This window comes from Streptomyces sp. NPDC096152 (assembly GCF_044763235.1).
In the GTDB taxonomy this organism is placed as follows: Bacteria; Actinomycetota; Actinomycetes; order Streptomycetales; family Streptomycetaceae; genus Streptomyces.
The window spans coordinates 47,727-68,140 of sequence record NZ_JBIWFW010000008.1; the positions used below are offsets into that span (position 1 = coordinate 47,727).

A 20,414-nucleotide genomic window follows, 5' to 3' on the forward strand; every position below is an offset into this window, starting at 1 on the left:
CGGCCGAGCCGCCGGGGAGTCCCCACCCCGCGGGCCCGCCGACGCGAGGGTTCATCTGGGAGGTACGTACATGTCCGGGACGACCACGGCCGCCGCAGTGCCGCGCCGTCGGGCGGCCGGGGCCGGTGCCAACCGCTGGGTCGTCCTCGTCGTCCTCTGCGTCAGTCTGCTGCTGGTCGCCGTGGACGCCACCGTGCTGCACGTGGCGGTGCCCGCGGTCACCGAGGACCTCAGGCCCGGAGCCATAGAGCTGCTCTGGATCGTCGACACCTATCCGCTCGTCTGCGCCTCGCTGCTGATCCTGTTCGGCACGCTCGGCGACCGGGTGGGCCGCAGACGGATCCTGCTCCTCGGCTACGGCCTGTTCGGGGTCGCGTCCGCCGTCGCGGCGTTCGCGCACAACCCGCAGACACTCATCCTGGCCCGCGCACTGCTCGGCGTCGGCGGCGCCATGATCATGCCGGCGACGCTGTCGATCCTGCGGCAGGTCTTCCCCGACCGGCGCGAACGAGCGCTGGCGATCGGCATCTGGAGCGCGGTCGCCGCGGTGGGCGCCGCGGTCGGTCCGCTGCTCGGCGGCTTCCTGCTGGAGCACTTCTGGTGGGGGTCGGTCTTCCTCGTCAACATCCCGCTGATGCTGGTCAGCCTCCCGGTGGGACGGCTGCTGCTGCCGGAGTCGACCGGCGACCGGGACGGTCCCTGGGACGTGGTCGGCGCGATCATGGCCGCGGTCGGGCTGTTCGGCGTTGTGTTCGGCGTGAAGCGGCTCGGCGGCGGGGAGCCCGCGCTGAGCCCGCTCACCGTGGTGCCGCTGCTGGTCGGCGTGGTGCTGCTGGTGGGTTTCGTACGGCGGCAGCGGCGCCGGGCGCATCCGCTGGTGGACCTGGGGATGTTCGCGCGGCCGGCGTTCGTCACGTCGGTCGGGTGCATCGTGCTGGCGATGCTGGCGCTGGTCGGCCTGGAGCTGATCGCGGCGCAGTACCTGCAACTGGTGCTGGGCCTCTCGCCGCTGCGCACGGGGCTGCGGCTGCTGCCGCTGACGTTCGCGGCGATGGCGGCCGGGCTGGCCGGGGCGCGGATGCTGCGGCGGTTCGGGCCGCGCTGGATGGTCTGCTTCGGGTTCTGCCTGACGGCGGCCGCGGTGCTGCTGCTCACGGCGATGGGCGGGCAGGACGACACGGCGCTGCTGCTGGCCGGCTTCGTGGCGCTCGGGTTCGGGCTGGAGACGACGCTCTTCGGGGCGTACGAGTCGATGCTGAGCGAGGCGCCGGAGGCGCGGGCGGGCGGGGCCGCGGCGATCGGGGAGACGTCGTACCAGCTGGGGGCGGGCATCGGCATCGCCCTGCTCGGCAGTGTGATGAACGCCGCGTACGCGCCCGGCCTCGCGTCCGTGCCGGGGGTCCCGGCGGACGTCTCGCGGGCGGCCTCGCACTCGCTGGGGGAGGCGTACGAGGTGGCCGGGCGGCTCGGGGTGCCGGCGGGGGACGCGCTGCGGCAGGCCGCGCGGAACTCCTTCGTGCACGGGCTGCATGTGACGTTGCTGGTGAGCGCGGGGCTGCTGCTGCTCGGCGCGGTGATGGCGCTGCGGCTGCCCCGGGCGATGCAGTGCGAGGAGCCTGAGGTGGAGCTGCCCGCGCAGCGGGAGGTCGAGCGGCCCCGGGTCTCGGCCTGACCCAGGTCCCGGACCGGCCCTCGCGTCCCGGACCGGCCCTCGCGTCCCGGACCGGCCCTCGCGTCCCGGACCGGCCCTCGCGTCCCGGACCGGCCCTCGTGTGTCGGCCTGACCCTCGCGTATCGGCTCGGCGGAACGTCCGCGGCGGCCGGGTGCGGGGCGGTGGGGTGGGGCCATGGGGTGGACGTGCGGGACACTGCGTCGTAACGTCGGGCCGGAGTCGTATAACTAGCGCTGCTAGTTTTCAGTTGCCGGAGGGTGTTCCATGTCCGCGTCCTCGAAGATGCCCCCGTTCGACCCCGCCGATCCGATCGGGATCGACGATCTGCTGGAGCCGGAGGACCTGGCGATCCGGGACACCGTGCGCGGCTGGGCCGCCGACCGCGTGCTCCCGCACGTCGCCGAGTGGTACGAGAGCGGCGAGCTGCCGGGCGTACGCGAACTCGCCCGCGAGCTCGGCGCCCTCGGCGCACTCGGGATGTCGCTCGACGGATACGGCTGCGCCGGCGCCACCGCCGTCCAGTACGGACTCGCCTGCCTGGAGCTCGAGGCCGCCGACTCCGGCATCCGCTCCCTGGTCTCCGTGCAGGGCTCCCTCGCCATGTACGCCATCCACCGGTTCGGCTCCGAGGAGCAGAAGCAGGCCTGGCTGCCCCGGATGGCCGCCGGCGAGGTGATCGGCTGCTTCGGCCTGACCGAACCCGACCACGGATCCGACCCCGCCGCCATGCGCACGTACGCCAAGCGCGAGGGCACGGACTGGGTCCTCAACGGCCGCAAGATGTGGATCACCAACGGCTCGGTCGCCGGTGTCGCCGTCGTCTGGGCGCAGACCGACGAGGGGATCCGCGGGTTCGTGGTGCCGGCGGACAGCGCCGGGTTCTCCGCCCCGGAGATCAAGCACAAGTGGTCGCTGCGGGCCAGCGTCACCAGTGAGCTCGTCCTCGACGACGTACGGCTGCCCGCCGACGCGGTGCTGCCCGGGGTCGTCGGACTGCGCGGCCCGCTCGGCTGTCTGTCCCACGCCCGCTACGGCATCGTCTGGGGCGCCATGGGCGCGGCCCGCTCCTGTTTCGAGACCGCCCTCGACTACGCGCGGACCCGGGAGCAGTTCGGCAGGCCCATCGGAGGCTTCCAGCTCACCCAGGCCAAGCTCGCCGACATGGCGGTCGAACTGCACAAGGGAATCCTGCTCGCCCACCACCTGGGGCGACGGATGGACGCCGGCCGCCTGCGTCCCGAGCAGGTCAGCTTCGGCAAGCTCAACAACGTGCGGGAGGCGATCGAGATCTGCCGCACGGCCCGGACGATCCTCGGGGCCAACGGGATCTCCCTCGAATACCCCGTGATGCGGCACGCGACCAACCTCGAGTCGGTGCTCACCTACGAGGGCACCGTCGAGATGCACCAGCTCGTGCTGGGCAAGGCGCTCACCGGCCTCGACGCCTTCCGGTGACGCCCGGGGCGGGCAGGGCCGGCGTGCGGCCCTGCCTCAGCTCTGGTTGAAGAAACCGTCCGTCCGGTGCCCCGTCGGTTCGCCGCTGATGATCTCGGTGTCGGCGGGGGACAGCAGGAAGACCCGGTTGGACACGCGGTCGATGGAGCCGCGCAGGCCGAACACGAGCCCGGCCGCGAAGTCCACGACGCGCTTGGCGTCGGCCGCCTCCATGGCCGTCAGGTTCATGATGACGGGCACGCCCTCCCGGAACAGTTCGCCCACCACGCGGGCGTCACGGAAGCTGTCCGGGGTGACCGTGCCGATCCGGCGGCCCTTCTCCTCGGCCGTGTCCGAGGCCACCTTCACCCGAGGGTCGGTGACCCAGGCGTCCCCGGCGTCGGTGCCCTCGGAGTAGTCGTCGTCGTAGTAACGCTCGTCATCGTTGTCGTCGACGAGGCCGAGCCACGCACTCGCCTTGCGTACCGATCCCATGGACGCCTCCTCTCACAGCGGTCTCTCTTGCTTTTCGTATCCCTATGGTCATCCATGATGCGGACGGTGCGCCAAGTGGATAGACGCCGCGCGGGGGGTTTGTGACGGTACTGGTGCACAGCGAATACGTCGAGAGGCCGTGTGCCCCAAGGGCGCAGCCCTACACGGCTGCTGACTGTGAGTGAAATATGATTGTCCACGGCGTATGGGTGACGCACGGTGCGTACGGGTGAACGAAGGGGCGGATACGATGCGGCGGCTCAACGTCGTACGCATCACGGGGGATCGTCGTGTTCGGAATTGTCAGGCCCTGCCGCCATCGCCTCGGGGAGAACCTCAGGACCCAGTGGATGGCCCACCTGTGCGGGCTGTGCCTGGCGCTGCGCGGCGACCACGGGCAGTTCGCGCGCGTGGTGACGAACTATGACGGGCTGGTCCTCTCGGTCCTGACGGAGGCTCAGGCCACCGGGACGGCGGGATCGGCGGGGGGCCGGCGGCGGACGGCGGGCCCGTGTCCGCTGCGCGGTATGCGCACCGCCTCCGTCGCACAGGGTGAGGGTGCGCGGCTCGCGGCGGCCGTCTCGCTGGTGCTCGCCTCGGCCAAGGTGCGCGACCATGTCGCCGACGGTGACGGGCTGCTGGCGCGCCGGCCGGTGGCGCTCGCCGCGCGCCGCGTCGCGGACGGCTGGCGGCGCGCGGGCGCCCGCACCGGGGCCGGCGTCGGGTTCGACACCGCCGTCCTCGTCGACGCCGTGGACCGCCAGACCGGCATCGAGGCGCTCGCCGGACCCGGGACGCCGCTCCTCGCCGTCACCGAACCGACCGAGACCGCGACGGCCGCCGCCTTCGCCCACACCGCGGTCCTCGCCGACCGGCCGGGCAACGCCGCACCGCTCGCCGAGGCCGGGCGCCTGTTCGGCCGGCTCGCCCATCTCCTGGACGCCGTGGAGGACCGCAGGGAGGACGCCGCCCGGGGTGCCTGGAACCCGCTCACCGCGACCGGCACCCCGCTCACCGAGGCCCGCCGGCTCGCCGACGACGCCGTCCACGGCATCCGTCTCGCCCTGCGCGAGGTGGAGTTCACCGAGGGCCGGCTGGCCCACCTGCTGCTCGCGCACGAACTGGGCCGCTCCGTCGACCGCGCCTTCGGCACCGGGTCCTGCGGGCACGCGCCCGAAGGCGCCTTCGGGCCGCCGCAGGGGCCGTACGCACCCCAGGGCCCGCACGGCCCGCGGGCACCGCACGACCCGAACCACCCCCGCACCGGCGGCGGCAGCCCCTTCGGCGGCGAGCCCCCGCACCCCGCCCGGCGCGGCTTCTGGGCCGGGTGCGCGGCCGCCGTCGGGCTGTGCTGCACCTGCAAGGTGTGCTGTGCCGACGAGTTCGAGGGCCCGTGGTCGCGGAGGAAGCGTGAGGGCTGCTGCGCCAACTGCGACTGCGACTGCTCGTGTTGCGAGGCGTGTCAGTGCTGCGAGTGCTGTGAATGCTGCTCCTGCTGCGACTGCGGGCTGTGACGCGGCACGGGCCGACGGGGGGGCGGGGTGAGCCGTCCGCCGGAGAGAAAGAGGAAAGGAGCGGGGGAGCGTCCAGTCCGTACGGGGGTTTGCCCGCCCGCCCCCGCATGGAAGGGGTGATCACATGACGGACGTATCGGACCAGTGGGAGGGGCGTGGGCGCCACACCGAGACGGTGCGGGCGTCCCGGGACCCGTTGGCGCCGACCGGCGCCCCCTGGCCGAAGAGGTATCCGGACGGTCAAATTCCGGACAATCCCGCGTGCCTGCCGGTCCACGGCGCCGCGGCCGTGCCCACCGCGGCCGAGGTGGACGCTCCGGCCGTCGGCCGAGGGGCGTTCGCCGGCGGCGCGCGGCTCGGTGCCGGCGCCGAAACGGCGGCATCCGTGCGGGTCACGCCGCACCTCGCGATACCGGCGGGGGATAGCGCCCCGGCCTGAGGCGGGGGCCTTCCCGCCGCTGTCTGACGGGCGGTCAAGTCATCCCGGCCGCACGCCTTCTAGTTGAATCGCACACAGTTGCACGGCCGAAAGGTGCCCTTGCGCCGACCGTCCGTTCGGCCGAATACTCCCCCCAGCGCTTGTCAGGGGCACGGCATATCCGGAATCCGGACACCCGGCGCCTGGCTGCGCCTCACGGGCCCCGACCCCACGCGGGCCCCCGACTTCCTTTGTGGAGGAACGCCAAGTGAGGATCAAGCGCACCACCCCGCGCAGCGGCGTCGCGAGACGGACCCGGCTGATCGCCATCGCGTCCGGGCTCGTGGCCGCTGCCGCGTTCGCGGTCCCCAACGCGAACGCGTCCGACGCGACCACCTTCAGTGCCGCTCAGCTCACCAAGGCGAGCGACTCGGTGCTGAAGGCCGACATCCCGGGCACCGCCTGGGCGGTCGACAGCAAGACCAACCGTGTCGTCGTCACCGTCGACAGCACGGTCACCCCGTCCGAGATCGCCCAGATCAAGCAGCAGGCGGGGACCAACTCCGGTGCGCTGACCATCAAGCACACCGCTGGCAAGTTCAACAAGCTGATCTCCGGCGGCGACGCCATCTATGCGAGTAGCTGGCGCTGCTCGCTGGGCTTCAACGTCCAGGACTCCAGCGGAAACTACTACTTCCTGACCGCCGGTCACTGCACCGACGGCGCGGGCACCTGGTGGTCGAACTCCTCGCACTCGACGACCCTCGGTTCCACCGCCGGCTCCTCCTTCCCCGGCAACGACTACGGCATCGTGCGCTACACCAACAGCTCGATCACCAAGTCGGGCACGGTGGGCAGCCAGGACATCACCAGCGCGGCCACGCCCTCCGTCGGTACCACCGTGTACCGCCGTGGCTCCACGACCGGCACGCACAGCGGCCGCGTCACCGCGCTCAACGCGACGGTCAACTACGGTGGCGGCGACATCGTCTACGGCCTGATCCAGACCACGGTCTGCGCCGAGCCCGGCGACTCCGGCGGCCCGCTGTACGGCGGAACCACCGCCTACGGTCTGACCTCCGGCGGCAGCGGCGACTGCACCTCCGGCGGTACGACCTTCTTCCAGCCGGTCACCGAGGCGCTGAGCGCCTACGGGGTGCACGTCTACTGACGTTCCCCGTGGACCCCGGCCTGTTCCGGCGGTCCGGCCTGCGGCAGCAGGGGAGCCCCCGCACGCAACCGGCGTGCGGGGGCTCTCGCTCGTAAGGCGGTTGCCAGGGGGCTCGAATCCGGGCCGGGGCGCGCGGTGAGGGCGGATCGAATTCAGGACAGGACTAGACCTCACAGACAGCACACAGGTTGTCCCCACCTGGTGTTTGCAGTGGGAACCCGGGTCCGCCGACCTCGGGCGCTCAAGGCATAGGGGACATACGCCGGTTGACGTATACGCGTCCAGAACTCGACCTTGTGTGCGCACTGCCGGTCTCGGAATAGTGGGCCGGGTCAACCGCCTTCCGGTGCACGGGGTCCCCACAACCTCGTGTGCCGACCCCCCACAGGAGGACGAGAGTTGAAGCACCGACGCATACCCAGGCGCCGTGCGGCCGTGGCAGGTGCGGGCATCGCCGCGCTGGTCGCCGCGGGAGTGACCTTCCAGAGTGCGAACGCCAGCGAGGCCCCGAAGACCCCCGTGGCGCGGACCCTGTCGTCCACGGCGGCCGGAAAGCTCGCCTCGACGCTGGTCAAGGACCTCGGCACCGACGCGGCGGGTACGTACTACGACGCCCGGGCGAAGAGCCTCGTGGTCAACGTGCTCGACGCCGCCGCGGCGAAGACCGTCCAGCAGTCCGGCGCCAAGGCGAGAATCGTCGAGAACTCCCTCGCGGAGCTGGACGGAGCGCGCACCACGCTGCGCGAGGACGCCACCATCCCCGGCACCTCGTGGGCGACCGACCCGGTCAGCAACAAGGTCGTGGTCACCGCCGACAGGTCCGTTTCGAAGGCCGAGTGGGCCACGCTCTCCAAGGTCGTCGACGGGCTCGGCGCCAAGGCCGAACTCAAGCGCTCGAAGGGGGAGTTCAAGCCCTTCGTCGCGGGCGGCGACGCCATCACCGGCTCGGGCGGCCGCTGCTCGCTCGGGTTCAACGTGGTCAAGGGCGGCCAGCCGTACTTCCTGACCGCCGGGCACTGCACCTCCGCGATCTCCACCTGGTCCGACTCCAGCGGCAACCAGATCGGCAAGAACGAGCAGTCCAGCTTCCCGGGCAACGACTTCGGCCTGGTGAAGTACACCGCGAGCGTGGACCACCCGAGCGCGGTGGACCTCTACAACGGCTCGACGCAGGCGATCGCCAAGGCCGGCGAGGCGACCGTGGGCGAGAAGGTCACCCGCAGCGGCTCCACGACCCAGGTGCACACCGGCACGGTCACCGGTCTGAACGCCACCGTGAACTACTCCGAGGGCACGGTCAGCGGGCTCATCCAGACCGACGTGTGCGCCGAGCCCGGCGACAGCGGCGGCTCGCTGTTCGACGGCGACACCGCGCTCGGCCTCACCTCCGGCGGCAGCGGCGACTGCACCTCCGGCGGCGAGACCTTCTTCCAGTCGGTCACCGAGGCCCTGTCGGCCACCGGAAGCCAGATCGGCTGACCTGACGGGATCCGCTGAGCGTCACCGCTGAGCCCCGCCCCCGCGCGCGAGGGGGCGGGGCTTTCGCATGGGCTTCGCGCGGCTTCTCGTGCGGGCTTCGCGCGGCTTCCCGCATGGGCTTCGCACGGGCTCGCGCGCGCCGGGCCGCCGTAGATCCGCGCAGGTGAGGGCACCTGAGACAGTTGTCGCACAGATGTTCGGAAATTGGTCTATGGTGGGGGTGAGAGTTGAGGGAACTGATGTTCGAGCCCCTGTGAGGGGGCGCGTGTGCGGGAGGTGCGGATGCCGGGCTTCACGCATCTGCACACCGTCTCCGGGTTCTCCCTGCGCTACGGCGCCTCGCACCCGGAGCGGCTGGCCGAGCGCGCCGCCGAGCGGGGCATGGACGCTCTCGCGCTCACCGACCGCGACACCGTCGCCGGCACGGTCCGGTTCGCCAAGGCCTGCGCCGCGGCGGGCGTCCGCCCGTTGTTCGGCGCGGAGCTGGCGGTGGCCGGGCCCGAGCCGGTACGGCGGGACGGCCCCGTCCGGCACGAGCGGCGCCGGACGCCCGTGCGCGGCGGCGCCTTCGTCGACGAGTCGGCTCCCCGCGTCACCTTCCTGGCCCGGGAGGGCGCCCGCGGCTGGGCCGGCCTGTGCCGCCTGGTCACCGCCGCCCACACCGCCGCCGGCGCCCCCCTGCTGTCCTGGCCCGACAACCACGCCGACGGCCTGACCGTCCTGCTCGGCCCCGCCTCCGACGTGGGCCGCGCCCTCGCCGCCGGGCGCCCGGACCGCGCGGCCGGGCTGCTCGTCCCCTGGCGCGAGGTCTACGGCGACGCCCTGCGGCTCGAGGCCGTCTGGCACGGCCGTACCGGCACCGGCACGGGCTCCCTGCGCATGGCCGCCCGTACCGTCGGCTTCGCCGCCGAGCAGGGCGTCCGGCCGGTGCTGAGCAACGCCGTCCGGTACGCCGACCCCGGCCAGGGCCCGGTCGCCGACGTCCTGGACGCCGCCCGCCGTCTGGTCCCCGTGGACCCCACCCGGGAGCTGGACTCCGGCGAGGCCTGGCTGAAGGGCGCGGACGCGATGCTGCACGCCGCCGAGCGGATCGTCGAGGCCGCGGGCTTCCGGCGCGACACCGCCCACCGCCTGCTGGAGCAGACCCGGGCCACGGCCGCCGAGTGCCTGGTCGACCCCGAGGACGACCTCGGCATGGGCTCCGTCCACTTCCCCGAGGCGCACCTCGTCGGCGCCGGCCGCCGCACCGCCCAGCGCACGCTCGCCTCCCGGGCTGCGGCGGGCATGGTGCTGCGCGGCTACGCCGGCCGGCGGGACTACTGGGAGCGGATGCACGAGGAACTGGACATCATCGCCCACCACGGCTTCGCCTCCTACTTCCTCACCGTCGCCCAGGTCGTCGACGACGTGCGGGACATGGGCATCCGGGTCGCCGCGCGCGGCTCCGGCGCGGGCTCCCTGGTCAACCACCTCCTCGGCATCGCGCACGCCGACCCGGTCGAGCACGGGCTGCTGATGGAGCGCTTCCTGTCCAAGCGCCGTGTGGCCCTGCCCGACATCGACATCGACGTGGAGTCCGCGCGGCGCCTGGAGGTCTACCGGGCGATCATCGGCCGGTTCGGCACCGAGCGGGTGGCGACGGTCGCCATGCCGGAGACGTACCGGGTGCGGCACGCGATCCGCGACGTCGGCGCCGCGCTGTCCATGGACCCCGCCGACGTGGACCGCATCGCCAAGTCCTTCCCGCACATCCGCGCCCGCGACGCCCGCGCCGCCCTGGACGAGCTGCCCGAGCTCAGGGCGCTGGCGGGGGAGCGGGACAGGTACGGGAGGCTGTGGGAGCTGGTCGAGGCCCTCGACGCGCTCCCGCGCGGGGTCGCCATGCATCCCTGCGGAGTGCTCCTGTCCGACGCCTCCCTGCTGTCCCGTACGCCGGTCATGCCCACCAGTGGCGAGGGCTTCCCCATGTCCCAGTTCGACAAGGACGACGTGGAGGACCTCGGGCTGCTCAAGCTGGACGTGCTGGGCGTGCGGATGCAGTCGGCGATGGCGCACGCCGTCGCGGAGGTGGAGCGGGCGACGGGGGAGCGGATCGACCTGGACGCGGTGCCGCCGGGCGACCCGGCGACGTACGGGCTGATCCGGTCCACCGAGACGCTCGGCTGCTTCCAGATCGAGTCGCCGGGCCAGCGGGACCTGGTCGGGCGGTTGCAGCCCGCCGACTTCCACGACCTGGTCGTCGACATCTCGCTGTTCCGGCCGGGGCCGGTCGCCGCCGACATGGTGCGGCCGTTCATCGAGGCGCGGCACGGGCGGGCGCCGGTCCGCTACCCCCACCCGGACCTGGAGGAGCCGCTGAGGGAGACGTACGGGGTCGTCGTCTTCCACGAGCAGATCATCCACATCCTGCACATCATGACCGGCTGCGGCCGGGACGAGGCGGACCGGGTGCGGCGCGGACTGTCCGACCCGGAGTCGCAGGCGCGCATCCGGGTCTGGTTCGCGCAGCACGCGGCGGCGCACGGCTACGACGCGGAGACGATCCGGCGCACCTGGGAGATCGTCGAGGCGTTCGGCTCCTACGGCTTCTGCAAGGCGCACGCCGTCGCCTTCGCCGTACCGACGTACCAGTCGGCCTGGCTGAAGGCGCATCACCCGGCCGCCTTCTACGCGGGTCTGCTCACCCACGACCCGGGGATGTACCCGAAGCGGCTGCTGCTGGCGGACGCGCGGCGGCGCGGGGTGCCGATCCTGCCGCTGGACGTGAACCGGTCGGGGGTCGCCCACCGTATCGAACTGGTGTCTGAGTCGGAGTCTGGTTCGCCGTGTATGTGGGGACTTCGGTTGGCCCTCCGCGATGTCCACGGCATCAGCGAGGCCGAGGCGGCACGGATCGCTGACGCGCAGCCGTACGCCTCCCTGCTCGACTTCTGGGAGCGGGGCAGGCCGAGCCGCCCCGTCGCCGGACGGCTCGCCCAGGTGGGCGCGCTGGACGCGTTCGGTGCCAACCGCCGCGACCTGCAACTGCACCTGACCGAGCTGCACCGGGGCGCCCGGGGCGGAGGCGGTGGCCAACTCCCGCTGGCGGGTGGCCGGAAGACCGCGTCCGCGGGGCTGCCGGACCTGTCCGACGCGGAGCGGCTCAGCGCCGAACTGGGTGTGCTGTCCATGGACGCCTCGCGCAACCTGATGGACGACCACCGCGCTTTCCTCGACGAGCTGGGCGTGGTGTCCGCGCGCCGGCTGCGCGAGGCCCGGCACGGGGAGACGGTGCTGGTCGCGGGTGCCAAGGCGGCCACCCAGACCCCGCCGATCCGGTCCGGCAAGCGGGTCATCTTCTCCACGCTGGACGACGGCACGGGCCTGGTCGACCTCGCCTTCTTCGACGACTCCCACGACGCCTGCGCCCACACCGTCTTCCACTCCTGGCTGCTGCTGGTGCGCGGGGTGGTGCAGCGGCGCGGCCCGCGCAGCCTCAGCGTGGTGGGCTCCGCCGCCTGGAACCTCGCCGAGCTGGCCGAACTGCGCGCCGGGGGCGGCCTGGAGGAGGTGGCGGCACGGCTGGCGGAGCCCCTGCCGCAGGGGAGCCCGGAGCAGGATCCGGAGCGGGACCCGGGGCGGGCCCCGGACGGCGGCACTGGCGAGGGCCGTCCGGACCCGGGCCACCCGGACCGCACGATCCGCATGCCCACGGGGTACGAGATGCACCCCTGGGCCGATCTGCGTCCCGCGGGCGAAGGCCCGGCGGGTGGACGGAAGTTGTGGCACCAGAGCCCGGGGAGTGCGGGATGACCATCCTCTGCGTACGTTTCCAGCTGCCGCCGGCGCGCGAGGCCGCCCTGCCCGGGCTGCTCGGCCTGCTGGAGGAGTTCACGCCGGTCGTCGAGGCGCTGCCGCCGGACGGGGCGCTGGCCGATCTGGGGGGCGCCGAGCGGTACTTCGGGCGCGACGCCGTCGAACTGGCCTCGGTGATCCGGATCCGGGCCCTCGCGCTGCACGGCGTCGACTGCGTGATCGGTGCCGGTCCCGGGCCGATGCTGGCGCGTATGGCGCTGCGCGACGCCCGGCCCGGGACGACCCGCGCGGCACCCGGCGACCCGGACGCCGTCGCGGAGTTCCTGGCCGGGCGGCCGGTCGCCGCGCTGCCCGGCGTCGGCGCGGTGACGGCCCGCACCCTGGGCGAGTACGGCCTCGATACCGTGGACCGGGTCGCCGCCGCGCCCCTGTCCACCCTCCAGCGCCTGATCGGCGCGGGTGCCGGCCGCGCACTGCACGAGCGGGCGAACGGTGTGGACCGCGGCCGGGTCGTTCCCGACGGGGTCTCACGCTCCCTTGCCGCGGAACGCCCCTTCGCACGCGACGAGACGGACCCCGGCCGCCATCGCCGGGCGCTGCTCTCGGCCGCCTGGGAACTGGGCGTCCGGCTGCGTGCCCTGGACAAGGTCTGCCGCGTCCTGACCCTCACCGTGCGCTACGCCGATCGCTCCGCCACGACCCGCGGCCGCACCCTCGCGGAACCGACCGCCCACTCGGCCGTGTTGATCGGGGCGGCCCACGGTCTGTACGACTCCCTGGGCCTGCAACGTGCCCGCGTCCGCGCGATCGCCCTGCGCGCCGAGGGCCTGACCCCCGCCGACCAGGCCTCCCATCAGCTCACCTTCGACCCCGTGGACGAGAAGGTCCGCCGCGTCGAGGAGGCGGCCGACCGCGTCCGGGCGAGGTTCGGCCCGCGCGCGGCGGTACCGGGGGCACTGGCGGCGTGATTCCGCCTGCGCGGGTGTCAGTTGGCCCACGGGGGCGTGATGCGCGTGCCGTCGGCCGGCTCCGCCTCCAGGCCGACGGACGTGGGCCTGCACGCGTGCGGCCCTGCAGGCGGCCGCCGAGGCCGTGGGGGCATGGGTCGAACTGATCGGCGAGGGCGAGGTGCGCGCGTTGCGTGAGCGGCTGGCGCGCATCGCGCCGTACGGTCCGATCAGGGCTGTCTGATGACGGTTTGTCAGGGGCCCTATCACGGCTCCCGGTTGATGCCGGAAGTTTTTACTGACGCGTAACTTCCCATGCGGGCTACTCGTCCGTAACTTGACGAATGAACAGCATCCTCGTGATCCGGATCACAGGGCTTAGTGCCGTCGCACCTCCCCCCTTGAGCCGCAAGGAGATCACCCGATGCTGCCCCTCAAGCGCGTCCTCAGACCCCTGGCCGCCCTGCTGCTCGCCGCCGCGGTCGCCACCGTCCCCGCCGCCACCGCCCACGCGACCGACGCCCCGAGCGGGGGGTCCCCCCTGCTCGAGCGAAGCCGAGAGCTCGGGGGCGGCTGGAACGACTGGTCCTGCAAGCCGTCGGCCACCCACCCCCGCCCCGTCGTCCTCGTCCACGGCACCCTCGGCAACTCCGTGGACAACTGGCTGTCCCTCGCGCCGTACCTGAAGAACCGCGGGTACTGCGTCTTCTCCCTCGACTACGGCCAGTTGCAGAACGTCCCGCTCTTCCACGGCCTCGGCCCCATCGACAAGTCGGCACAGCAGCTGTCCGACTTCGTCGACAAGGTGCTCGGCGCCACCGGTGCCGCGAAGGCCGACCTCGTCGGCCACTCGCAGGGCGGGATGATGCCCCGCTACTACCTGAAGTTCCTCGGCGGGGCCGGCAAGGTGAACGCGCTCGTCGGCATCGCGCCCGACAACCACGGCGCCACCCTCAGCGGACTGACCAACCTGCTGCCGTACTTCCCGGGCGCCGAGGACCTCATCTCCGCCGGCACCCCCGGCCTCGCCGACCAGATCCCCGGCTCCGACTTCCTCACCAGGCTCAACAACGGCGGCGACACCGTGGCCGGCGTGCACTACACGGTCATCGCCACCAAGTACGACGAGGTCGCCACGCCGTGGCGCAGCCAGTACCTGACCGGCCCCGACGTGCGCAACGTCCTGTTGCAGGACCTGTGCTCGGTGGACCTCTCCGAGCACCTGGCGATCGCGCTCTTCGACCGCATCGCCTTCCACGAGGTGGCCAACGCCCTCGACCCGGGCCACGCCACCGCCACCACCTGCGCGTCGGCGTTCAGCTGACGCGTGTTCCGGGGCCTGTCCGGCCTGAGCCGCCGGACAGGCCCCGCGCTGGTGGGGCCGCCTCAGCGGCGGCCCTGCCGGGCGCCGTTCGCCGCGCGCCTGCGCACCGAGGCGAATCGGCCGAGCCGACCGCCAGGGCTGCCGCGCCGCCGACCGCCACGTACGGGGCGCCGCCGTCGCCGCCGGTCTCGGCCAGGTCGCCGGAGGCACCGGCGGCCTCGGACCGGTTCGCCGTGGACGCGTTCGCGGCGTCCTCGGCGTCCGCGGTGTCCCGGGTGTCCTTGGCGGCCGCGGCTTCGGCGCTCTCCGGCCGGTCCGCCGCCGAGGAGCCGGGAGCGGACGCCGGGTGCGTCGTCGTGCTGGCGTCGGTGTCCCCGTGGCCGTGGTGCCCGGCCGTCGACCTGCCGGCACCGCCCTCGATCTGCCGCTCGGTGGGCGCGGAGGCGGCCGGGGCCGGGGACGCGCCGGCCGCCGTACCGCCGCCACCGCCGCCGCCGAAGACGACGTCCGAGCAGGAGTAGAGGGCCTCCGGACTGTCCGAGCGCTGCCAGACCGCGTACAGCAACTGCCGGCCGGAACGCTCGGGGAGGGTGCCGGAGAACGTATAGAAGCCGCCGGACGCCACCGGGTCGGTCGCCGTGGCCACCGGGTGCGCGAGGTCGAGCTCGGCCCAGGCGAGCGGCCTCGCCGGGTCGTAGCCGGGCTTGGTGAGGTAGACCTTGAAGGTGCCCCTATGCGGGGCGGTCACCCGGTACCTGAAGGTGTACGAGCCGCCGCGCACACCGGTCGCGGGCCAGTCCGCGCGGGCCAGGTCGAGGCCCTTGAACTCCGGGTTGTTCGCGCTGCACAGCCTGCCGTCCGGGATCAGCACCTGGTGGCGGCCGTTCGCGTCGCCGATCCGGATGCCGTTCCAGTCGTAGAGCGCCTGGGTGCCGCCGGCCGCGACCGCCGCCCTGCACGCGGCCGACTTCGGGCTCTCCGGACCCTCCGCGTAGCACTGGGCGACCCGGCTGACCGGGTCGCCCATGGACCCGTGGGCGGACGCGGGCGCGGCGGCCAGCGCGGTCAGCGTGAGCGAGGCCGTGCCGAGGGCGGCGGCGACGCCGGCGGCGGCCCCGCGGCGTCGGGGCGTCCTCCGCTCGAACGACGCGGAGGGCCTGGGGAAGGGCATGGGGGAACTCCTCGGAACGGTCCTGTGGCGGGGCGGCGGGTCCCGGAGAGCGGACTCCGGGCGCCGGATCCCGTGGGGGCGATCAGCAAGCTAGCCCGGGGAAACCGTGAAATCGCCCGCCGGAGGCGGTGGGAGGAGATCCTTATGCTCGCGTTAAGGGAGCGCTGAGGCTGCGCTCAGGCAGGGAGCTGCGCGATATGTCGAACGAGGTGATCCGGGCGGCCCGTGCCGCCGACGTCCCGGCCGTCGGGTCCGTGACCGAGGAGGCGTACCGCCCCTACGTCGCGCGCATCGGAGTGCGGCCGGTGCCCATGGACGCGGACCACGCGGCGGACGTGGCCGCGGGCAGGGTGTTCGTCGCCGAGGAGCCCGGGACGGGCCGGGTGATCGGCCTCGTGGTGGTCGAGGCGCGCACCGACCACCTGTTCCTCGACAGCATCGCCGTCCGTCCCGACGCCCACGGCACGGGCGTCGGCCGGGGGCTGCTGGAGTTCGTGGACGCGCACGCGCGTGCGCTGGGGCTGTCCGAGGTCAGGCTCTGCACGAACGCGATGATGTGGGAGAACCGGAGGATCTACCCGAAGTTCGGCTACGAGGCCGTCGAGCGCCGTGTGGACGGGCCCTACGACCGGATCCACTACCGCAAGCGGCTGGTCTGAGACGTCTCATGTCCGGGCCCTCGGACCGTCATCCGTCCGGCCACCAGGTGCGCGCGATGTCCTTGCGCACTTCCGGGCGCGCGGCGGGACGCTCCTCGGCCGCCTCCTCGCGGACCCGGCGGGTGTCCGTCTTCCTCAGGGGCTTCTGCACTGTCGTACGGCGCATCGCTGCCTCCTTCGACGTCTACCGGATCCGTGCTGCCGCGGTGGTAGACCTTGCGGGCGAGAGTTCCTCATCGGTGCGGGTCTGTCTGTGGCCGCTGTCACATTCGACTGTCAGTGGCGGGCACATTCGACTGTCAGTGGCGGGTGTCACCCTGGAGCGCATGACGACACGGATCACGGACGACGGTGACGGGTCGGCCCCGGCTCGGGTGGACTGGGACGCGCAGGCCGCCGTCTTCGACGACGAGCCGGATCACGGGCTGCGCGACCCGGACGTGCGCGCGGCCTGGGCCGAGCGGCTGCGCGGCTGGCTGCCGGGACGCCCGTGCGACGTCCTCGACCTGGGCTGCGGCACCGGCAGCATGTCGCTCCTCGCCGCCGAGCAGGGACACCGGGTGACCGGGATCGACCTGTCCCCGGCCATGGTGGAGCGGGCCAGCGCCAAACTGGCCGGCCGGGACGCGGCGTTCCTGGTCGGCGACGCGGCGCAACCACCGGTGGGCGAGCGGCGCTTCGACGTGGTCCTGGTGCGCCACGTGCTGTGGGCGCTGCCCGAGCCGGACCGGGTGCTGCGCCACTGGCGGGCGCTGCTGCGCCCGGCCGGGCGGCTGGTCCTGATCGAGGGCCGGTGGGGTTCCGTCACGCCGGTCGGCATACCCGCGCACCGGCTGACCATGCTTGTACGCCCGCTCGCCGAGGAGATCCGCAGCGAGCCGCTGTCGGCCGACGCGCGGCTGTGGGGCCGGGAGGTGGACGACGAGCGGTACGCGGTGGTGGCGGAGGTCGGGGCCGCGTAGCGGGCGGGTCGCGGGCGCCGCCGCTCCACGGTCTCAGGCCAGCAGTGTCTCGAAGCCGTCCCCGCGGGCCAGGGCCTCCAGGGTGTCGAGGGCCGCGACGGCGGCCGCCGCGGCCTCGGGGTCCGTGCGCGCCAGGCCGCTGTCCGCGAACTCGTCCTCGTCCAGACGGCGCACGTCCGTGCCGTCGGCGGAGCGCCACAGGTCCAGGTCCAGATCCTCGACCACCAGTTCCGCGCCGGAACGGGTGGCCGGACGGGTGACGTCGCAGTACCAGCCCTTCACCGTGCCCCGGGCGTCCCGGACCTCCTTCACCGCGTACCAGCGGTCCCGCCAGTAGTACTCGGTGAAGACGTCGCCCGGTTCGAACCGTACGAAGCCGAAGTCGCGCGCCCCGTCGCCCGCCCACGGGGCGCGGACGACGATCCGGGTGCCGTCGTCGGCGAGCAGTTCCGCCGGGTAACGGATCTTCGTGACCCCCGCCTTGACGAGCACGACCTCCAAACGCCCGCCCGGCTCAGCCGAGTTCGCGGACATGACGCACCTCCGTCCCGCAGATCTCGTACCCGAACCACTTGTTGATCGCGATCATCGGCCCGTTGCCGGCGTCATTGCCCGTGAACGCCTCCGTGTATCCCGCGGCGCGGGCCCGGTGCAGCGAGTCGTTCTTGGCGAGTTTGGCCAGTCCCCGGCCGCGGAACGCGCGGGCGGTGCCGGTCATGACGGTGCCGTACCGCCTGCCGCCGTCCGTGCGGGCCGCGCTGAACGCGGCGGGACGCCCGTCGACCACGGCCACCGAGGTCAGCTCGGCGCTGAACAGCGGGTGCCGCCAGGTCTCCTCCAGCCAGGCCTCGTAGTTGGTGAACTCCGTGTCCACGTCGCTCGGTTCGTCCGCCACGGTCTCCGCGTCCAGGGCGAACAGGGGCCGCGGGTCGTCGGCGAAGTCCGAACCCCGGCGGACCTCGACGCCCGGCGGCGGGTCCTGCAGCGGCGGGAGCGCGCCGCCGGCCAGGTCCAGCCGGAGGAAGTGCGCGGAGCGGCTCGCGCGGTAGCCGTGCCGCTCGGCGAAGGCCCGGCTGCCCGGCTCGTCCAGCACCCAGGAGAACAGCTTCCTCGCCCCGTGGGCGGCCAGGTGCTCCTCGGCGGCGCGGACGAGGAGGCGGCCGGCGCCCCGGCGGGTGTGCCCCGGGTCGACGTACACGTTGATGTTGCCCTGGCCGGGCTCGGGGCTCTCGTGGGCCAGGTGCACCTGTGCCGTGCCGATCACCTCGCCGTCCGCCACGGCGACGAGCGGGCGGTAGTGGGCGTCGCGGTGCATGTGGACGAGGTCGTGGGCGAGGGACTCGGGGGTGAACAGGATGAACGGGAGCGCGAGGTGCCGCACGCGGGCGAAGCCCTCGAGGTCGGCCCGCGCGTCGGGCCTGAGGTCGCGGATGGTTACGGTCATGGGGGCGCACGCTACGGCGGAGAACGGGCGGGGTGCCTCTCATTTTCCGCCGGGTGCGGGACAATCGGCGGGTGACGTTGAAGATCGACATCGAGGACGGCGCGCCGCCGTACGAGCAGGTGCGGGCGCAGATCTCCGAGCAGGCGCGGTCGGGGGCGCTGCCGGTCGGTTACCGGCTGCCGACGGTGCGCGGGCTGGCCGAGTCGCTCGGGCTCGCCGCGAACACGGTCGCCAAGGCGTACCGGGCGCTGGAGGCGGACGGGGTGATCGAGACGCGGGGGCGCAACGGCACGTTCGTCGCGGCCGCCGGCTCGGCCGCGGAGCGCGAGGCGGCGGTGGCCGCGCAGGGCTACGCGGAGCGGGTACGGCGGCTGGGCCTGGACGAGAACGCCGCGCTCGCGGCAGTCCGTGACGCCCTGCGCGCGGCCTACGGGGAGTAGGAGCCCTGCGGGCGGCGCACGGACCCGAAAGCCGGCGGGTGGCCTGCGGTCCCGGAGCCCGGCGGGTGTCCTGCGGGCGCGGAAGTCGGTGGGTGGCGCGCGGGCGCGGAGGCCGGCGGTGGTCTGCGGGCGCGGGAGCCGGCGGGTGCCCCTGCAAGCTCGGAGCCCGGTACGTGGGGGCGGGCACGGGGGCCGGCGGTGGTCTGCGGGCGTGGAAGTCGGCGGGTGCCCCGGTACGTGGGGCGCGGAGGCTGGCGGGTGGCTTGCGGGCGCAGGACGCCAGCGGGGCGGCGCACGGGTGCGCAGGTCGGCGGGTGGTTTGTGGGCCCGGAGCCCGGTACGTTGCGCGCGGGCGCGGATGTCGGCGGGTGGCCGGCGCGCCACAGCCGGCGGTTGGCCTGCGGGCGCGGAAGCCCACGGGCGGCGCGCGGGCCCGGAGCCCCACGGGTGGCGCGCGGGCCCGGAGCCCCACGGGTGGCGCGCGGGCGTGGAAGCCGGCTGGTTGCACTGCGGGCCGGGGAACCCTGCGGGTGGCGCATGGCGGCGGAGTCCGGCGGGGGGCCCGCGGGAGCGGACACCCGTGAGCGGCCCCGGCGGGGTGCCGCTGTTCCGTGCCGCGGCGGTCGGCCCGTGCCGCTGCGGGGGTGCCGGGAGCGGCTACCGGGCTGCTGCCACGAGCCGTCGCGGGGTCCTGGTGACCTCCAGGCCCGCGATCGCGGCCACCCGCGCGAACACCATCGCGTCCCGGACCGCCGCGCCCGCCGGGTCGTTGTTGAAGTAGGCGTACACGTCCTGGTCGTCCGGCCAGGCGGTCGCTATCCGGTCGACCCAGGTCTCCAGGGACCGGCGGCCGTAGTGCGGCCAGGCCCGGGCGCGCCCCACGTGGAAGCGGACGTAGCCCCAGTCGGTGGTGCGCCACAGCGGCGTGACCGGACGGGCGTAGGCGTCGGCCCAGCACAGCGCGGCCCCCCGCTCCTTCAGCACCGCCCGCACCTCGTGCGTCCACCACGACATGTGACGCGGCTCGACCGCGACCCGGGTGCCCGCCGGGAAGCACGCCAGACAGGCGTCGAGCAGCCGCGCGTCGGCGAGCAGCGTCGGCGGCAGCTGGAGCAGCACCGGTCCGAGCCGGTCGCCGAGTCCCTCGGCGTGGCTCATCAGCCGGTGCACCGGCTCCGCGGGCTCCTTCAGCCGCTTGACGTGGGTCAGATAGCGGCTCGCCTTCACCGCGGCCACGAAGTCCGGCGGCACCCGCTCCCGCCAGGCCGCGAAGTTCTCCCGCGACGGCAGGCGGTAGAAGGCGTTGTTGATCTCCACCGTGGCGAAGTGCCGGGCGTACTCCTCCAGCCACAGCCGCACGGGACACCCCTGCGGGTAGAGCACGCCCCGCCAGTCCTTGTACTGCCAGCCCGACGTCCCGACGAACAGGGTCATACCACCATCAAAGCACCGGCCGCGGCACCGGTCCTCCCGCGGTCGCCCGCGCAC

The 20,414-nt window shown here is 73.6% G+C and carries 17 protein-coding genes and 2 pseudogenes; 13 read left to right on the forward strand and 6 right to left on the reverse strand.

What is annotated here, in order from left to right:
- Positions 1–70: 70 nt before the first annotated feature.
- Entirely contained in the window at positions 71–1,672 is a 1,602-nt protein-coding gene (locus tag ACIQ9G_RS26080; RefSeq protein WP_403613915.1) for an MFS transporter, read from the forward strand.
- Positions 1,673–1,937: 265 nt separating this feature from the next.
- On the forward strand, positions 1,938–3,128 hold the full coding sequence (locus ACIQ9G_RS26085; RefSeq protein WP_356195607.1) for an acyl-CoA dehydrogenase family protein: 1,191 nt from the start codon (positions 1,938–1,940) through the stop codon (positions 3,126–3,128).
- A 36-nt stretch (positions 3,129–3,164) separates the two neighbouring features.
- Here the strand turns inward: ACIQ9G_RS26085 and ACIQ9G_RS26090 are convergent, their stop codons facing one another.
- Positions 3,165–3,602 carry a cell division protein SepF gene (locus ACIQ9G_RS26090; protein ID WP_403613918.1) on the reverse strand — a complete coding sequence of 146 codons (438 nt, stop codon included), beginning with the start codon at positions 3,600–3,602 and terminating at the stop codon, positions 3,165–3,167.
- A 290-nt stretch (positions 3,603–3,892) separates the two neighbouring features.
- On the opposite strand from ACIQ9G_RS26090, the gene ACIQ9G_RS26095 reads away from it, so the two are divergent.
- The 8 genes and pseudogenes from ACIQ9G_RS26095 (at position 3,893) to ACIQ9G_RS26130 (ending at position 14,250) form a co-directional block, all read left to right on the forward strand.
- Entirely contained in the window at positions 3,893–5,116 is a 1,224-nt protein-coding gene (locus ACIQ9G_RS26095; protein ID WP_403613920.1) for a DUF5685 family protein, read from the forward strand.
- Positions 5,117–5,240: 124 nt separating this feature from the next.
- Complete coding sequence (locus ACIQ9G_RS26100; RefSeq protein WP_403613923.1) at positions 5,241–5,555, forward strand: hypothetical protein; 315 nt, start codon at positions 5,241–5,243, stop codon at positions 5,553–5,555.
- Positions 5,556–5,802: 247 nt separating this feature from the next.
- The gene (locus ACIQ9G_RS26105) at positions 5,803–6,705 is read left to right on the forward strand and encodes a S1 family peptidase (protein ID WP_403613926.1); all 903 of its coding nucleotides are present in this window, start codon (positions 5,803–5,805) and stop codon (positions 6,703–6,705) included.
- Positions 6,706–7,104: 399 nt separating this feature from the next.
- Entirely contained in the window at positions 7,105–8,184 is a 1,080-nt protein-coding gene (locus ACIQ9G_RS26110) for a S1 family peptidase (protein ID WP_403613928.1), read from the forward strand.
- A gap of 282 nt (positions 8,185–8,466) precedes the next feature.
- The gene (locus tag ACIQ9G_RS26115) at positions 8,467–11,976 is read left to right on the forward strand and encodes a DNA polymerase III subunit alpha (protein WP_403613931.1); all 3,510 of its coding nucleotides are present in this window, start codon (positions 8,467–8,469) and stop codon (positions 11,974–11,976) included.
- Positions 11,973–12,947 (forward strand): DNA polymerase thumb domain-containing protein, encoded by a 975-nt coding sequence (locus ACIQ9G_RS26120; RefSeq protein WP_403613934.1) that lies wholly within the window; start codon positions 11,973–11,975, stop codon positions 12,945–12,947. The genes ACIQ9G_RS26115 and ACIQ9G_RS26120 overlap by 4 nt, the downstream gene beginning before the upstream one ends.
- Positions 12,948–12,996: 49 nt before the next feature.
- Positions 12,997–13,170: pseudogene (locus tag ACIQ9G_RS26125) on the forward strand (MarR family transcriptional regulator); the annotation flags it as partial.
- 180 nt (positions 13,171–13,350) lie between these two features.
- Positions 13,351–14,250: an esterase/lipase family protein gene (locus ACIQ9G_RS26130; protein ID WP_403613936.1), complete on the forward strand. Its 900-nt coding sequence runs from the start codon at positions 13,351–13,353 to the stop codon at positions 14,248–14,250.
- Positions 14,251–14,312: 62 nt separating this feature from the next.
- On the opposite strand, the pseudogene ACIQ9G_RS26135 reads toward ACIQ9G_RS26130, so the two are convergent.
- Positions 14,313–15,421: pseudogene (locus ACIQ9G_RS26135) on the reverse strand (lytic polysaccharide monooxygenase).
- Between the two features lie 197 nt (positions 15,422–15,618).
- Between ACIQ9G_RS26135 and ACIQ9G_RS26140 the strand changes: the two are divergent.
- The gene (locus ACIQ9G_RS26140; RefSeq protein ID WP_403613938.1) at positions 15,619–16,080 is read left to right on the forward strand and encodes a GNAT family N-acetyltransferase; all 462 of its coding nucleotides are present in this window, start codon (positions 15,619–15,621) and stop codon (positions 16,078–16,080) included.
- Between the two features lie 28 nt (positions 16,081–16,108).
- Here the strand turns inward: ACIQ9G_RS26140 and ACIQ9G_RS26145 are convergent, their stop codons facing one another.
- Positions 16,109–16,246, reverse strand: coding sequence for a hypothetical protein (locus ACIQ9G_RS26145; protein WP_403613940.1), 138 nt, complete (start codon positions 16,244–16,246; stop codon positions 16,109–16,111).
- A gap of 160 nt (positions 16,247–16,406) precedes the next feature.
- On the opposite strand from ACIQ9G_RS26145, the gene ACIQ9G_RS26150 reads away from it, so the two are divergent.
- Positions 16,407–17,042, forward strand: a complete 636-nt coding sequence (locus ACIQ9G_RS26150) for a class I SAM-dependent methyltransferase (RefSeq protein ID WP_403613943.1) — start codon at positions 16,407–16,409, stop codon at positions 17,040–17,042.
- 33 nt (positions 17,043–17,075) lie between these two features.
- Here ACIQ9G_RS26150 and ACIQ9G_RS26155 read toward each other — a convergent pair whose 3' ends face one another.
- Positions 17,076–17,576, reverse strand: a complete 501-nt coding sequence (locus ACIQ9G_RS26155; protein WP_403613945.1) for a DUF402 domain-containing protein — start codon at positions 17,574–17,576, stop codon at positions 17,076–17,078.
- Entirely contained in the window at positions 17,557–18,486 is a 930-nt protein-coding gene (locus ACIQ9G_RS26160) for a GNAT family N-acetyltransferase (protein ID WP_403613948.1), read from the reverse strand. Before ACIQ9G_RS26160 ends, ACIQ9G_RS26155 begins: the two co-directional genes overlap by 20 nt.
- A 71-nt stretch (positions 18,487–18,557) precedes the next feature.
- On the opposite strand from ACIQ9G_RS26160, the gene ACIQ9G_RS26165 reads away from it, so the two are divergent.
- On the forward strand, positions 18,558–18,926 hold the full coding sequence (locus ACIQ9G_RS26165; RefSeq protein WP_403613950.1) for a GntR family transcriptional regulator: 369 nt from the start codon (positions 18,558–18,560) through the stop codon (positions 18,924–18,926).
- A 657-nt stretch (positions 18,927–19,583) separates the two neighbouring features.
- Here the strand turns inward: ACIQ9G_RS26165 and ACIQ9G_RS26170 are convergent.
- Complete coding sequence (locus tag ACIQ9G_RS26170) at positions 19,584–20,360, reverse strand: DUF72 domain-containing protein (RefSeq protein WP_403613953.1); 777 nt, start codon at positions 20,358–20,360, stop codon at positions 19,584–19,586.
- Positions 20,361–20,414 lie beyond the last annotated feature (54 nt).

What these genes read in the sequence shown, in the direction of transcription:
- ACIQ9G_RS26080 (WP_403613915.1), top strand. Translation starts at nt 71, where the DNA reads ATGTCCGGGACGACCACGGCCGCCGCAGTGCCGCGCCGTCGGGCGGCC.
- ACIQ9G_RS26085 (WP_356195607.1), top strand. Translation starts at nt 1,938, where the DNA reads ATGTCCGCGTCCTCGAAGATGCCCCCGTTCGACCCCGCCGATCCGATC.
- ACIQ9G_RS26090 (WP_403613918.1), bottom strand. Translation starts at nt 3,602, where the DNA reads ATGGGATCGGTACGCAAGGCGAGTGCGTGGCTCGGCCTCGTCGACGAC.
- ACIQ9G_RS26100 (WP_403613923.1), top strand. Translation starts at nt 5,241, where the DNA reads ATGACGGACGTATCGGACCAGTGGGAGGGGCGTGGGCGCCACACCGAG.
- ACIQ9G_RS26115 (WP_403613931.1), top strand. Translation starts at nt 8,467, where the DNA reads ATGCCGGGCTTCACGCATCTGCACACCGTCTCCGGGTTCTCCCTGCGC.
- ACIQ9G_RS26120 (WP_403613934.1), top strand. Translation starts at nt 11,973, where the DNA reads ATGACCATCCTCTGCGTACGTTTCCAGCTGCCGCCGGCGCGCGAGGCC.
- ACIQ9G_RS26130 (WP_403613936.1), top strand. Translation starts at nt 13,351, where the DNA reads ATGCTGCCCCTCAAGCGCGTCCTCAGACCCCTGGCCGCCCTGCTGCTC.
- ACIQ9G_RS26140 (WP_403613938.1), top strand. Translation starts at nt 15,619, where the DNA reads ATGTCGAACGAGGTGATCCGGGCGGCCCGTGCCGCCGACGTCCCGGCC.
- ACIQ9G_RS26145 (WP_403613940.1), bottom strand. Translation starts at nt 16,246, where the DNA reads ATGCGCCGTACGACAGTGCAGAAGCCCCTGAGGAAGACGGACACCCGC.
- ACIQ9G_RS26150 (WP_403613943.1), top strand. Translation starts at nt 16,407, where the DNA reads ATGACGACACGGATCACGGACGACGGTGACGGGTCGGCCCCGGCTCGG.
- ACIQ9G_RS26155 (WP_403613945.1), bottom strand. Translation starts at nt 17,576, where the DNA reads ATGTCCGCGAACTCGGCTGAGCCGGGCGGGCGTTTGGAGGTCGTGCTC.
- ACIQ9G_RS26160 (WP_403613948.1), bottom strand. Translation starts at nt 18,486, where the DNA reads ATGACCGTAACCATCCGCGACCTCAGGCCCGACGCGCGGGCCGACCTC.
- ACIQ9G_RS26170 (WP_403613953.1), bottom strand. Translation starts at nt 20,360, where the DNA reads ATGACCCTGTTCGTCGGGACGTCGGGCTGGCAGTACAAGGACTGGCGG.